Source organism: Brevibacillus sp. M2.1A (genome assembly GCF_013284355.2).
Classification (GTDB): Bacteria; Bacillota; Bacilli; order Brevibacillales; family Brevibacillaceae; genus Brevibacillus.
The window spans coordinates 1,303,727-1,317,273 of the sequence record NZ_JABSUY020000001.1; the positions used below are offsets into that span (position 1 = coordinate 1,303,727).

The 13,547-nt window shown below is 49.3% G+C and carries 10 protein-coding genes; 8 read left to right on the forward strand and 2 right to left on the reverse strand.

Annotated elements, in window-relative coordinates; all coding sequences use genetic code 11:
* Nucleotides 1-18 precede the first annotated feature (18 nt).
* Nucleotides 19-1,038, forward strand: coding sequence for a galactose/methyl galactoside ABC transporter permease MglC (gene mglC, locus HP567_RS06430; protein WP_173610619.1), 1,020 nt, complete (start codon nucleotides 19-21; stop codon nucleotides 1,036-1,038).
* 54 nt (nucleotides 1,039-1,092) lie between these two features.
* Here mglC and HP567_RS06435 read toward each other — a convergent pair whose 3' ends face one another.
* Nucleotides 1,093-2,142, reverse strand: coding sequence for a DUF418 domain-containing protein (locus HP567_RS06435; RefSeq protein ID WP_173610755.1), 1,050 nt, complete (start codon nucleotides 2,140-2,142; stop codon nucleotides 1,093-1,095).
* Between the two features lie 195 nt (nucleotides 2,143-2,337).
* Between HP567_RS06435 and HP567_RS06440 the strand changes: the two genes are divergently transcribed.
* The 7 genes from HP567_RS06440 to HP567_RS06470 all read left to right on the forward strand — a co-directional run bounded on the left by HP567_RS06440 (nucleotide 2,338) and on the right by HP567_RS06470 (nucleotide 12,592).
* The gene (locus HP567_RS06440; protein ID WP_173610618.1) at nucleotides 2,338-3,138 is read left to right on the forward strand and encodes a VanW family protein; all 801 of its coding nucleotides are present in this window, start codon (nucleotides 2,338-2,340) and stop codon (nucleotides 3,136-3,138) included.
* Between the two features lie 101 nt (nucleotides 3,139-3,239).
* Complete coding sequence (gene pcrA, locus HP567_RS06445) at nucleotides 3,240-5,585, forward strand: DNA helicase PcrA (protein ID WP_173610617.1); 2,346 nt, start codon at nucleotides 3,240-3,242, stop codon at nucleotides 5,583-5,585.
* Nucleotides 5,586-5,633: 48 nt separating this feature from the next.
* Entirely contained in the window at nucleotides 5,634-7,649 is a 2,016-nt protein-coding gene (gene ligA, locus HP567_RS06450; protein WP_173610616.1) for an NAD-dependent DNA ligase LigA, read from the forward strand.
* Between the two features lie 20 nt (nucleotides 7,650-7,669).
* Nucleotides 7,670-8,599, forward strand: a complete 930-nt coding sequence (locus HP567_RS06455) for a WD40/YVTN/BNR-like repeat-containing protein (RefSeq protein ID WP_173610615.1) — start codon at nucleotides 7,670-7,672, stop codon at nucleotides 8,597-8,599.
* 41 nt (nucleotides 8,600-8,640) lie between these two features.
* Nucleotides 8,641-9,708, forward strand: a complete 1,068-nt coding sequence (locus HP567_RS06460; protein ID WP_173610614.1) for a CamS family sex pheromone protein — start codon at nucleotides 8,641-8,643, stop codon at nucleotides 9,706-9,708.
* A 275-nt stretch (nucleotides 9,709-9,983) separates the two neighbouring features.
* On the forward strand, nucleotides 9,984-11,531 hold the full coding sequence (pruA, locus tag HP567_RS06465) for an L-glutamate gamma-semialdehyde dehydrogenase (protein WP_047072228.1): 1,548 nt from the start codon (nucleotides 9,984-9,986) through the stop codon (nucleotides 11,529-11,531).
* 155 nt (nucleotides 11,532-11,686) lie between these two features.
* A complete protein-coding gene (locus HP567_RS06470) occupies nucleotides 11,687-12,592 on the forward strand; it encodes an MraY family glycosyltransferase (RefSeq protein WP_229087935.1) in 906 nt (301 codons plus the stop codon).
* Here the strand turns inward: HP567_RS06470 and HP567_RS06475 are convergent, their stop codons facing one another.
* Nucleotides 12,593-13,513: a diguanylate cyclase domain-containing protein gene (locus tag HP567_RS06475; protein WP_173610613.1), complete on the reverse strand. Its 921-nt coding sequence runs from the start codon at nucleotides 13,511-13,513 to the stop codon at nucleotides 12,593-12,595.
* Nucleotides 13,514-13,547 lie beyond the last annotated feature (34 nt).

Here is a 13,547-nt window from a genome sequence, read left to right on the forward strand (position 1 = left end):
GAAAGGAGGGGAACAGGCATGTCTCAATTGTCTGCTAAACAGGTGCATGGCTTTGTTACGCAAAACGCCATCTATATCGTTCTGGTTTTGTTAATAGCGGGAATAGCGATTTACGATCCCAATTTTCTTTCCATTACAACGCTTCGGGATATTTTGATCCAATCCTCAACTCGTGCCATTATTGCTTTGGGTGCTGCGTTTGTTCTTATTACGGGCGGAACGGATCTTTCCGCGGGGCGAGTGGTCGGATTGACGGCTGTCATCTCCGCTTCGATGCTGCAAACTCAAGACTATCCAAGGAGATTTTTCCCCGATTTACCCGATTTGCCGTTGCTTATCCCTATTATCATTGCAATTGCTGCGGGTTTGCTGGTTGGCCTGATCAACGGCATCATTGTGTCCCGCTTTAGTGTGCCCCCTTTTATCGCCACGCTGGGCATGATGGTCATTGTATACGGGTTCAACTCTATCTATTTTGATATGGAGCCCAATCAATCGCAGCCAATAGCCGGACTGCGGAGTGACTTCAATCAGCTTGGGACAGGGTACATCGGCCCGAGTGGCCCGTATTCGATTCCGTATATCGTCATCATTGCGATCATGGTTGCGTTCATCGTCTGGGTGATCTTCAACAAAACACGGCTTGGTAAAAACATGTACGCCATCGGGGGCAACATGCAGGCCGCAACTGTTTCCGGGATCAACGTTGCTTTCAACCTCATGATCATTTATGCCATTGCTGGTGCCCTGTATGGACTCGGTGGTGTTCTGGAGGCAGCCCGGACAGGTGGCGCGACGAACAACTACGGCAACATGTACGAGCTGGACGCCATTGCAGCCTGTGTGGTAGGTGGAGTCTCGACGTCTGGCGGAATTGGTACCGTTCCAGGAGTGCTTGCGGGTGTCCTTATTTTTGGTGTCATCAACTACGGTCTTACGTTTATCGGAGTCAGCCCGTATTGGCAGCTCATCATCAAAGGACTCATCATTGTGGCAGCCGTTGCTTTTGACATTCGTAAATACTTGGCGAAAAAATAATAGAGACCCCAGTCGGCTGTCAACCAAGGCAGCTTTTCTGGGGTCTTTGCTTGTTTATTTTCGCAACGGTGTGATTTTCATATACGTAAATAATCGCCATACCCACTCCAGTGGCCCCATGCGGAAGGCAGATAGCCAGAGTACGCTTGATACCATTTGCACCACGTAGATACCAAGGCAGATCAATGTCGTTTGCAGGTAGCCGAGATTGCCAAACCAATCGAACAAATAGCCTCCCACAAGGATCAATACGGTTTGTCCGACGTAGTTTGTCAAAGCCATGCGACCGTAGCTGGTCAGCGGAGAGAGGACGGTCTGAACGGTTTTATTTTGCAGCAGCCGAATCAAGGTAGTCGTGTAAAAGGCAGCCATGACAAGACCAGTAGAGGTCAAGGCAATCGTGTAGTTCATCAACTGCTGGAGGGCTTCTTCTGACACGGTATCGTCTACAACCAGATTCGCCCCACTCATTGCTAGATCAGTCGGAGTCAGTCGGTATTGAATAAACAAGCCGATTAACGAAAGGACGAGGGTCACGCCCTGCACTTTTTTAATCACAGGCATAAATCTCGGAATGTCCTGAAAGACTCCGTACTGCCCGACAGCAAGTCCCAGAATAAACAAGGGAAGCACCAAAAGCGCTTTGAAGCCAATAGAGCAGACAGCGATAGAAAGAATAAGGCCGATAATCAGATTGGTTCGCGCCTTCAATCGATAAAAGGGCAGTAAGATGAAACCGAAGATAGCGTAGATGAAAAGTGCTTCACCAGGGTGAAACATTTTATGCACAAAGCCAAGAGCGAGTAGCGCAATCAGACGCCGAATGAACAAAACAGTGCTATTGGCCCCTTTTTCTTTTGCCCGACTGATGAAAATATAGAAGCCTACGCCAAACAAGAAGGAAAAGATCACGAAGAAGCGAGATTCCACAAAGAAATTGAAAAACTGGAACAGCCAGTGGTCCACACTTCCGATCTCAGGTGTTTGCGCATACAGCAATGCCACAATGTTGACGAGGAGAATGCCCATTAATGCAAAGCCCCGTACGGTATCTAATGTATCAATTCGTTGGTTCATGGTAGGTGCGTTTTCGCTCAATCCCATCACTTCCTTCTCTCGTTGTTCGCCGTCCGATCGCGCACTCTTCCTATCCTAGCTCATCCGGGGATAGAGGAGAAATGGCATTTGCTTACGTCTCGCTTACAAAAGTGTAAGAAGTGAGCGGATCTCCCGTATTCGACCGCAACTTCATCCTGAATTCCTGCGTCTATTGTAATAATCAGGAAGTCGGGGTGCACAATGAAACCGATCGCACGGGGGAAGTGGCGTCTGGCAGCAGGCATGACCTTTTTTCGTTGGAAAAGATATGTACAATGGACATTTGGTCGAACGAGGTTCGCTCATGAGAAAAGAAGCGAATGGTTCCGTTATGTCCATTATTCTCATCAAACGATTTTGTTACGCCCATTGCAGAACGTGGAAATGTGGATGCAGCACAACAAAGTGATCAATTTGCGGCTGGCAATTGAACGATTGAACGGATTGATCATCCATCCCGGGGAAACCTTTTCGTATTGGAAGCAGATTGGCAAGCCGACCCGTAGCAAAGGCTATGTAGAGGGTATGCTGCTATCGCAGGGACGAGTCACGGCCGGAGTTGGCGGAGGGCTTTGTCAGATCTCGAATCTACTGTACTGGATGGCCTTGCATACGCCCTTGACAGTCACGGAACGGCATCGTCATAGCTACGATGTTTTTCCCGATTCGAATCGGACACAGCCTTTTGGAAGTGGAGCCACTTGTTTCTATAATTATCTGGATTTGCAAATCGCCAACCGGACGCAACAGCCCTTTCAACTGCATGTCTACCTGACCGATACACATTTGGCAGGCGAATGGCGTTCAGACATGCCACCGACACGGACGTATGTCATTTTCGAGAAAGAACATGAGATCTATCCTTCGATTTGGGGAGGGTATGAACGGAAAAATGAATTGTATCGGGATGTTTACACGCTGGAAGGAGAATGGTTGGAACAGGAATGGCTGACGGAGAATCGGGCTTATTTGATGTATGAGCCATTGCTGCCCAAAGGATGATGTTTCCTGTTCGGGATACGAACTGGAACTCCACTGCGATCTGTGCGAAAATAGGAACATATGCTTTCGTCTAGGGAACGTGGAAAGGTGGATTTATACATATGTCTTATGCAGATCGTATCACAGCAGGCCTGAACCCTGAGCAGCGGGAAGCAGTCCTTACAACAGAAGGCCCCGTCTTGATTTTGGCCGGTGCGGGTAGTGGCAAGACCAAGGTACTGACACAGCGTATTGCATACCTGATCAGTGCCAAACAGGTAGCGCCTTGGAGCATTTTGGCGATCACCTTCACCAACAAAGCAGCGCGGGAGATGCAAAACCGTGTGGCGGCAATTATTGGCGGAGCGGCAGCGCAGGATGCATGGCTGTCGACGTTTCACTCCTTGTGTGTGCGGATTTTGCGCAGGGATATCGACCGACTGGGGATCAATCGCAGCTTTTCCATTTTAGATGCGGGTGACCAGTTGTCTGTCGTCAAGCAATGTTTAAAAGAATTGAACATCGATCCGAAGCAGTATGAGCCGCGTTCGATTTTGGCTGCGATCAGCGGAGCGAAAAACGAGCTGACCGATCCAGAAACCTATACGCGTCTAGCGGGCGATCCATTTGCACAAGTGGCAGCAAAGGTTTACACGGCTTATCAGAAAAAGTTGAGAAATAACCAGTCGCTGGACTTCGATGATCTGATCATGACGACAGTTCGTCTGTTTAAAGAAGTGCCGGAAGTATTGGAGTTTTATCAAAAGAAATTCCGTTATATACACGTTGACGAGTATCAGGATACAAACCGCGCGCAATACCTTTTGATTTCCATGCTGGCAGACAAGTATCGAAATGTATGCTGCGTGGGGGATGCTGACCAAAGTATTTATAAATGGCGCGGTGCAGATATCTCGATCATTTTAAACTTTGAAAAAGACTATCCCGAAGCCAAGCTCATCAAGCTCGAGCAAAACTATCGCTCCACCAAAACGATTTTGCAGGCGGCGAACCAGGTCATTGCCAACAACAAGCTGCGCAAGGAGAAGAAGCTCTGGACAGAGAATCCAGGCGGCGACAAGATCATGTGCTTCCAGGGTGATTCCGAGCACGACGAGGCGTATTTTATTGTCGATACGATTCGCAAGCAGATGGCACAGTATAAGCGCTACGACAAGTTCGCAGTCTTGTATCGGACGAATGCACAGTCTCGTGTGGTCGAGGAAGTTTTCATCAAGTCGAATATGCCGTACACCATCGTCGGCGGAACCAAGTTCTACGATCGCAAAGAGATCAAGGACATCTTGGCTTATTTGCGTCTCATCTCCAATCCGGATGACGATATCAGCTTGCAGCGCATTATCAACGTACCGAAGCGTAATATCGGGGATACGACGGTAGACAAGCTACAAGCGTATGCGAACGCAAATGGTCAGTCCCTTTTCCAAGCGATTCAGGAGACGGCTTACATGGGGCTGCCTTCACGCACCACAAATGCAATTCTTTCCTTTAATGATCTCATCTCGAATCTGATGCAAATGACCGATTACTTGAGTGTGACTGAGCTGGTGGAAGAAGTGCTGAAGCGCTCTGGATACCGCGATTCATTAAAAGAAGAAAAGACGCTGGAAGCACAGGCTCGTCTGGAGAATATCGAGGAGTTCCTGTCTGTAACCCAGGAGTTCGAGCGCAAAAATGAAGACAAGAGCTTGCTTGCGTTCCTGACCGACCTCGCGCTGGTAGCAGACATCGATTCCTTGGGAGATGATGGTGCCCAGGAGGAAGTATCGGCAGAGGGACAGGTTGTATTAATGACCTTGCACAGCGCCAAAGGGCTGGAGTTCCCTGTGGTGTTCCTGGTAGGTTGCGAGGAAGGTGTCTTCCCGCATAGCCGCTCTTTGTTTGACGATGCCGAAATGGAGGAAGAGCGCCGTCTGGCTTACGTGGGAATTACACGGGCGGAGGAACGCCTGTACATGACATGTGCCCGTATGCGGACGCTGTTTGGACGGACCAATGTGAATGCGCCGTCTCGCTTCCTGCAAGAAATTCCGGCTGAGCTGTTGGAAGGAAATCCAGCGACAGCGGACAGAGGCTTCGGTGGTGGACGCAGCAGTGCATTTGGACAGCGTGATGGCAGTGCATTCGGACGTGATGCGGGAGCGAGACCGTTTGGAGCGTCCTCCTCACAAGCAGGCTCTGCTCCGAAATTTGGCATGGGTCAGCGAACCGCAAGCAGTACACCTGCTACATTTACTCGTCCGGCGGGTGAAAAACTGCCTGGACACGGTCAAGGAGCAGGCGTTGATTGGAAGGTTGGCGACAGAGTGGCGCATGGCAAATGGGGCAACGGTACGGTCGTCAAAGTAAAAGGAACGGGCGCCGACATGGAGCTCGACATTGCTTTCCCAAGCCCGACTGGCATTAAAAAGCTGTTAGCGAAGTTCGCTCCTATTCAAAAAGGATAATATGCAAATGCAAATACAGGCCAATCGCAAAAGTAAAGGATGAACGAAATGGATCGATTGACGGCGGAAACAAAAATTAAAGAATTAGCGAAACGAATTGAGCGGCATAATCGTCTTTACCATGAAGAGGATCGACCTGAGATTTCTGACCAGGAATACGATCAATTGATGCGGGAGCTAAAGGAGCTTGAAACCAGCTTCCCTGATTTGCAGTCACCTGATTCCCCTTCCTTGCGTGTAGGGGGAGAGCCGCTGCCCTTCTTTGAAAAGGTCGTTCATAAGACACCAATGCTCAGTCTCGGCAACGCCTTTAATGAGGAGGACATCAGGGACTTTGACCGCCGGGTTCGTCAGGCCGTTGGCAGTCAGGCTGTCCGATATGTAGCTGAACTGAAAATTGATGGTCTGGCCGTGTCGCTTCATTATGAAAATGGGCTGTTCGTCCGCGGGGCTACACGTGGAGACGGAACAACAGGCGAAGACATCACACAAAACCTGAAAACGATTCGTTCCATTCCTTTGCGATTGACGAAGCCGTTAACCCTTGAGGTTCGCGGTGAGGCTTACATGTCCAAGGGAGCATTTGAAAAGCTGAATAAAGAGCGCGAGGAGCGAGGAGAAGCGTTATTTGCCAATCCGCGCAATTCCGCAGCAGGCTCGCTCCGACAGCTCGATCCGAAAATTGCCGCATCCCGTCAACTGGATACGTTTATTTACGGCATTGGCGATTTGCAAGGGGAGACAGTGGAATCGCACAGTGAAGGGCTTGATTTGCTAGAGACGCTAGGTTTCATGGTGAATCAGGAGCGACGTGTATTTGACGACGTCGATGAACTGCTCGCTTTTATTGCCAGTTGGACAGAGAAGCGTCCTCATTTGCCTTATGAAATCGACGGCATGGTGATCAAGGTCGACAGTTACGCTCAGCAGGAGGAGCTTGGTTTTACTGCGAAAAGTCCACGTTGGGCCATCGCATACAAGTTCCCTGCCGAAGAAGCGGTTACGATTCTCGAAGGTATTGAAGTATCTGTGGGGCGAACAGGGAATGTCACCCCGACTGCTTTATTGAAGCCAGTCAGTTTGGCAGGTACAACCGTGAAGCGCGCTTCCTTGCACAACGAAGACATCATTCGGGAAAAAGGCCTCCTTATCGGTGATCATGTTGTCGTCAAGAAAGCAGGGGACATTATCCCGGAAATTATCGCGGTCTTGCCAGAGCGTCGTACTGGAAATGAAGTACCGTTTGCCATGCCAACGCATTGTCCAGAATGCGGGAGCGAGCTGGTACGCTTGGAGGAAGAAGTGGCTCTGCGCTGCATCAATCCAATGTGTCCCGCACTGATCCGTGAAGGCATGATTCATTTCGTGTCCCGGACGGCCATGAACATTGACGGCTTGGGAGAAAAGGTCGTGGCTCAGCTGTATCGCGACGGTATTATCCACAGTGTCGCTGACCTGTATTATTTGCACCAGCAGCGTGATGTTCTGCTGGGCATGGAGCGCATGGGTGAAAAGTCCGTAGATAATTTGCTTGCGGCAATTGAAGCAAGCAAGGAGAACTCGCTGGAGCGCGTATTGTTCGGTCTGGGCATTCGCTTGGTTGGAGCCAAGGCGGCACGTGTTCTCGCGGAGCATTTTGGCAATATCGATGCCATCATGCAGGCATCCGAAGAAGAGATTACGCAAATCGATGAGATCGGGCCGAAAATGGCTGCGAGTCTCGTGAACTACTTCGCACAGCCGCAGGCGCAGGCAGTTATTGAGAGACTGCGAGCGGCCGGAGTAAACATGGAGTACAAAGGAATCCGCATTGAGAGTGGCGAAGACCTCCCATTCTCAGGCAAAACAATCGTTTTGACCGGCACCTTGACGCAAATGTCGCGGCAGGAGGCAGAGGAAGCGATTGCGCGCTTGGGTGGCAAGGTAACAGGCAGCGTCAGCAAAAAGACAGACCTGGTGATTGCAGGTGAAAAAGCCGGCTCCAAGCTGGAGAAGGCAGAAAAACTAGGCGTGGCTGTAATGGACGAAGCAGGCTTCCTGCAAGTATTGGAGAGCAACGCCTAAGAAAACGGTGGCGACAACGGATGAGTAAGGGAAGGGACGTGAAGAGCATGAATAGCTTCCTGAAATGGGGAATCGGTGTAATAGCCATGCTGCAATTGGTTGGCTGTGGAAGTAACAGCAGTACTGGCAGTGGTAAACAAATTAATACGACTCCTCCAACAGTCACAGCTGCTGCTCTACAAGGGAACTTGACCTATCAGGACGTATTGGAATTGGGAGCAACCATTCACAATCTGATGATGACCGATGATGCTCGTCAAATATGGGTTGGTACGAATGCAGGGTTGTATAGCTCAGCTGGCGGTGGAACGTGGGGATCTCTCTCGACAGATTTAGAGCAGTATGCGATCGAAGGTTGGTTTGTGGACCCGGATGATCCGAAGCAAATATTTGTCGGCGGGATTGATGGGGTTCTTCATTCAACAGATGGTGGTAAAAAGTGGACTTCTGTCAACAAGGGGTTGCCAGAGCCAGCGAATATCAGCAGCTTTGTAGGGAATCGCCAAGGAGACGAAGTGCGTCTGTTTGCCTTTGTCTCGGGTGAAGGCATCTATCAGTCGACGGACGGGGCCCAATCATGGAGTCTGTGGCAGCCGATGGATCAGGAAGTATTTGCCATGGACTTTGATCCCGAACAAGACCGACTCTATGTAGCGGCCCAATTCAGCTTGCTCTATAATGAAGAGGGGCAGTGGAAGACAGAGGAGATTCCCGGAGCACAGCAGATCTATTCGCTAGCCATTAACAGACGAACTGGCACTCTCGCTGTCGCAACCGAAAAAGGTATCTACGAGAAAATCAAGGGCGAATGGCGTTTGCTTGATGCTCGCTCACCGGAAAAGCTGATTGTCATTGCTTCAGGTGGCGAGGATACAAAATGGGTGGGAATTGGCGAATCGGCATTGATCTACAAGCTCGAAGACAATCGATGGGTCAAGTGGAACGAATGATTTGTACATCGCCCACCTTTGGATACGAAAAGGAGTAATCTATGAAAGTGAAGTTTTTGACAGGATGCAGGTTCTTGACAGCTGTACTTCTTGTGATGGCATTGACTGGCTGCTCGTTGATACCTGGGGGCAAGGACAAAGCTCCTGAGCCTACTACACCGTCCTTGTCGGAGGTAGTGGAAGTATCCGAGGATTACTACGGCAGCATTACTCCGTACCAGCCAAACCAGACACGAGGAATGCTTGCTGATACGAAATATCGCGTCGATTTCAGTCACCTTGAATTAGGCTTGATGGAGTTTGCTCGGGAGACATACCCGACGTCCGATTATTATTTCCAAGAAGGTCAAGTGGTCAAAAAAGAGCAAGTTACCCAGTGGATCGCACAGGAAAAGACGGCTGGGGCCAACGGGAAAAAGAAAAACGGAATTCTCGTGCACGTACTGGAGCATGATTACCTGAGCAAGAAGGATAAGAGCCTGGCTGGCATGGTGTTAGGCTTGTCGCTTTCGCCGAACTATCAGGATGCAACCGGTCAGGACAAGGTGTACACGACACAAGAACTGCAAGCAAAAGGTCAGCAGCTTGCAGCTCGTATCGTGCAGTCTATACGTGCAACTAGTCCGGAAGTTCCGATCCTGGTTTTGATGTATCAAGTACCGGAGGCGAATTCTACTCTGGTGCCGGGGCACTTCATCATGTCAGGAACAGTAGGGGCGAATGAAGCAACGATATCCAAGTGGCTGCCGATCGAAGAGGAATATTTCCTGTTCCCGAGTCCGGAGGTTGAGCAGAAATACCCAGAGCAGTCGTTGCAGTACGACAAGCTGATGCGCCAATCCAAGGGCTATTTCCCTGAATATATCGGGATGACTGGTCTGGGACGTTTCATGGACGGCAAGCTCACGGAAATTACGATTACAGCCACGGCAGAGTATGACTCCAGAACAGAGGTTTTGCAGTTTACGCAATTTGCAGCAGGAAGCATTAATCAGCTCTTCGACAAAAGCGTTCACGTCAACCTGTACGTACAGTCGATGAATAAACCATTGTCGCTCTACATTCGGCCGACAAGTGGAGAGCCGTATATGCATATTTACAGACAATAAGGAAAAGCATAAAACACCCGAATGATCACCTGAGAAGGTGAGGAGATCGGGTGTTTTTTTTGTACACAAAAGATAGTGGATTGAACAGATGTGTGAAATGTTGAACGGTGTATGCACAAAAGTGTTCGGGATAGTTCTTGAATCTTGTCGGTGATTTTTCTGCAAAAATGCAAACACTAATAGAGTCGAGCCTTTAATGGTTTTGTTGGTATGATCCTTGCATATGTTTTATGAGTGATCCAAACATGGAAGATATCGATAAGGAGGCGTCACAGATGCAAGTGGAATTCAAAAACGAGGCGTTTACCAATTTTAGTCTGCCAGAAAATAAAAAGGCATTTGAAGAAGCGCTCGCTAAGGTAGAAAGTGAGCTTGGCCGTGAGTATCCGCTTATCATCGGCGGAGAACGCATCACAACTGAAAAGAAATCCAACTCCTTCAACCCTTCTAATAAAGAACAAGTAGTGGGCGTTGTTTCCCAGGCTGACCAAGCATTGGCTGAAAAAGCGATCCAAACAGCTGCTAGCACCTTCGAAACATGGAAAAAGGTGCCTGCACAAGCACGTTCCCGCTATCTGTATAAAGCAGCAGCAATCCTGCGTCGCCGTAAGCATGAGTTCTCTGCTTGGCTCGTAAAAGAAGCAGGAAAAAGCTGGGCAGAAGCTGACGCTGACACAGCAGAAGCAATCGACTTCATGGAATACTATGGCCGTCAAATGGATAAGCTGTCCCAGCGCCATGATCTGCCTCGTATCCCTGATGAGGATAACGAATTGTACTACGTTCCACTTGGTGTAGGTATCGTTATCCCACCTTGGAACTTCCCTCTTGCGATCATGGTTGGTATGACGACAGCAGCTCTTGTAGCGGGTAACACCGTTGTGTTGAAGCCTGCTTCTACCACTCCAGTAATCGCTGCGAAATTCATGGAGATTCTCGAAGACGCTGGCGTACCAGCTGGTGTTGTAAACTTCGTACCAGGTTCCGGTAGCCAAATCGGGGATTACCTCGTAGAGCACAACCTGACTCGTTTCATCAGCTTCACAGGTTCCCGTGACGTAGGTCTGCGCATCAACGAACTGGCTGCGAAACATCGTCCAGGTCAAAAATGGATGAAGCGTCTGGTTGCTGAAATGGGCGGTAAAGACTCCATCGTTGTTGACAACGACTGCGATATCGAGTTGGCTGCACAGTCCATCGTGGCTTCTGCATTTGGCTTCTCCGGTCAAAAATGTTCTGCTTGCTCCCGTGCAATCGTTCACCAAGACGTGTACGACCAAGTACTGGGCCGCGTAGTAGAACTGACAAAACAACTGACTGTGGGCGACATCAGAACCAACGATTTCTACACAGGTCCTGTGGTTGACGAGAAAGCATACAACAAAATCCTCGAGTACATCGAGATAGGTAAAACAGAAGGCAAACTGGTTGCAGGTGGCGAAAAAGGTCCAGAATCCGGCTACTTCATCATGCCAACTGTATTTGCAGATGTAGATCCACAAGCTCGCATCATGCAAGAAGAGATCTTTGGCCCAGTGGTAGCGTTCTGCAAAGCCAACGATTTCGATCATGCAATGGAAATCGCGAACAACACTGAGTACGGCTTGACTGGCGCTGTCATCAGCCGCAACCGTGAGAACCTGGAGCGCGCTCGCGAAGAGTTCCACGTAGGTAACCTGTACTTCAACCGCAAGTGCACAGGCGCTTTGGTGGGTGTACATCCATTCGGAGGCTTCAACATGTCCGGTACAGACTCCAAAGCGGGTGGACCAGACTACCTCCTGCTCTTCACACAAGCAAAAATGGTTTCCGAAAAACTGTAAGCTACGCAATAAAAAAGGCTGCCTCTTTTACAGAGGCGGCTTTTTTGTTCCCATTTTGTCCACACTAAAGACAAAATGAAGGGCAAAGCAGGTGAGGGTAGCTGTTTACTTATATCGTGTCAGGACTCTCCTCGTTTTTTGTTGTGTATTTGTTGATGCCAGTAGCAAATTGGCTGGCTTGGAAAACAAAGCTGCTGGATATGCCAAAGGGGAGAAAGGGACATAGCAGGCCGATCCCATTATCTGGTGGTTTGGCGATGTTTGTCGGTCTCTTGTTAGTGTCAACTTTTTTTGCAGGGGCGCAAAAATCCGTTGCAGTTTTGGCAGTTGGAGGGGCCGTGTTAGTGGTCATTGGATGGGTAGACGATACGTTTAAGTCGCAAAAAAAAGAATTTCCGGCACTGCCGAAGCTGATGGTGCAGTTACTGGTCGCGACGATGACCTTTCTCATGGATATTCGCTTTCGGGGAATCAATTTGATGTGGCTGGGGGGAGAGGATGGGACGTATATGTCATTTCCAATCCTTGTTTCCCTGCTGATGACCGTGCTGTGGATCGTCGGTTTGATCAATATGGTGAATTTTTTGGATGGAGTCGACGGGCTTGCTGCCGGTGCTACCGCAATCTCAGCAGTGACCTTGTTCTTTTTGTCGATGCTCAAAGGTCAAGAATTAACGGCATTATTGGCAGTTGCACTGGCAGGTGCTGCACTCGCTTTTCTACGCTTTAATTTTTATCCGGCGAAAATTTTTATGGGTGATGCTGGTTCGATGTTTTTGGGATTCGCTCTCGGCGTGATCTCGTTGGAAGGAACGATGAAAGGGGCTACAATCATTTCATTAGTCGTGACGGTACTGGCAGTAGGCTTGCCCGTCATAGACACTGTACAGGTCATCATCAGTCGGCTTTTGGCGGGTTCCCCCATGTACCAAGCGGATCGCCGACATGTTCATCATCGGCTCATGTCCCGGGGGTTGTCTACGAAGCAGACGGTCATCATTCTGTATGTGGTGAGCTTGCTGTTTTCCGTCTTGGCCGTGTTTTTGTTTTACAGCCAATAATCAAATAGGGTTAAAGAAAAAGAAACGATTCCGCCCTGTCTTTTTGGCCTGATAAAGTGCTTTGTCTGCATTGCTCAGCAGTTGTTCGGCTTCGCTTGCAGATGCCGGATAGAGAGCAATGCCTATGCTTGTCGAAAACGGTATGGTCCGGTCCTCGATCATCCATGGCTCTTGCGTCGCAAGCAGGATACGGTTCGCAATTTTTTCAACCTGACGTTCGGAGTGAATGCCGGTCAGGACGATGACAAACTCGTCTCCACCCAGACGTGCAACGATATCTCCATCTCGAACAGATGACTTGAGGCGAGTAGCCAGCATTTGCAAAAACAGATCGCCTGTGTCATGACCCCATGTGTCGTTGATTTCTTTAAAGCGGTCACAGTCCAGATAGAGGGCAGCGACTATTTCCTCTTTTGATTGGGCAGCACGTAGAGCTTGCTGGAGCTTTTCGGAGAGGAGCCGCCTGTTTGGCAATCCCGTGAGCACATCATGATACGCCATGTAGGCTAGCTGTGACTCCAGGTTTGTTCGCTCGGTAACATCGCGGGTAATGGAAAAGACATGCGTGCATACGCCATGGCTATCGTAGACAGGAGATAGAATGGATTCGCCAATGATGTCACCATTCGCAGTAAAATGGATCGGACTCCCGCTTTTTACTGCTTGTGTGTACATGTGCTGTAATAAGCTGGCTTTTTCATGAGGATAGACGTCCTCAAACTTTTTTCCGTATGCTTCCTCGCTCAATTGGGCGACGTGCATCGCCGATGGATTCATCAATACATAGCGAAACTGATACTCCCCGTCCACATCTTGTTCGACAGCCATGAGAAAGAACATGTCCGACATATGATCGAATAGACTGGTTAGGATATCACCATGCTGACTGATAAGTGTAGTAATATCGAGTTTCTTCACCATAACCGATATCTCCTGATAAGTGGCTTCTTAGAAT

Coding starts and splice junctions, on each gene's coding strand:
- HP567_RS06475 (WP_173610613.1), bottom strand. CDS start 13,513: ATGGTGAAGAAACTCGATATTACTACACTTATCAGTCAGCATGGTGAT.
- HP567_RS06460 (WP_173610614.1), top strand. CDS start 8,641: ATGAAAGTGAAGTTTTTGACAGGATGCAGGTTCTTGACAGCTGTACTT.
- HP567_RS06440 (WP_173610618.1), top strand. CDS start 2,338: ATGAAACCGATCGCACGGGGGAAGTGGCGTCTGGCAGCAGGCATGACC.
- pcrA (WP_173610617.1), top strand. CDS start 3,240: ATGTCTTATGCAGATCGTATCACAGCAGGCCTGAACCCTGAGCAGCGG.
- HP567_RS06470 (WP_229087935.1), top strand. CDS start 11,687: ATGCCAGTAGCAAATTGGCTGGCTTGGAAAACAAAGCTGCTGGATATG.
- pruA (WP_047072228.1), top strand. CDS start 9,984: ATGCAAGTGGAATTCAAAAACGAGGCGTTTACCAATTTTAGTCTGCCA.
- ligA (WP_173610616.1), top strand. CDS start 5,634: ATGGATCGATTGACGGCGGAAACAAAAATTAAAGAATTAGCGAAACGA.
- HP567_RS06435 (WP_173610755.1), bottom strand. CDS start 2,142: ATGGGATTGAGCGAAAACGCACCTACCATGAACCAACGAATTGATACA.
- HP567_RS06455 (WP_173610615.1), top strand. CDS start 7,670: ATGAGTAAGGGAAGGGACGTGAAGAGCATGAATAGCTTCCTGAAATGG.
- mglC (WP_173610619.1), top strand. CDS start 19: ATGTCTCAATTGTCTGCTAAACAGGTGCATGGCTTTGTTACGCAAAAC.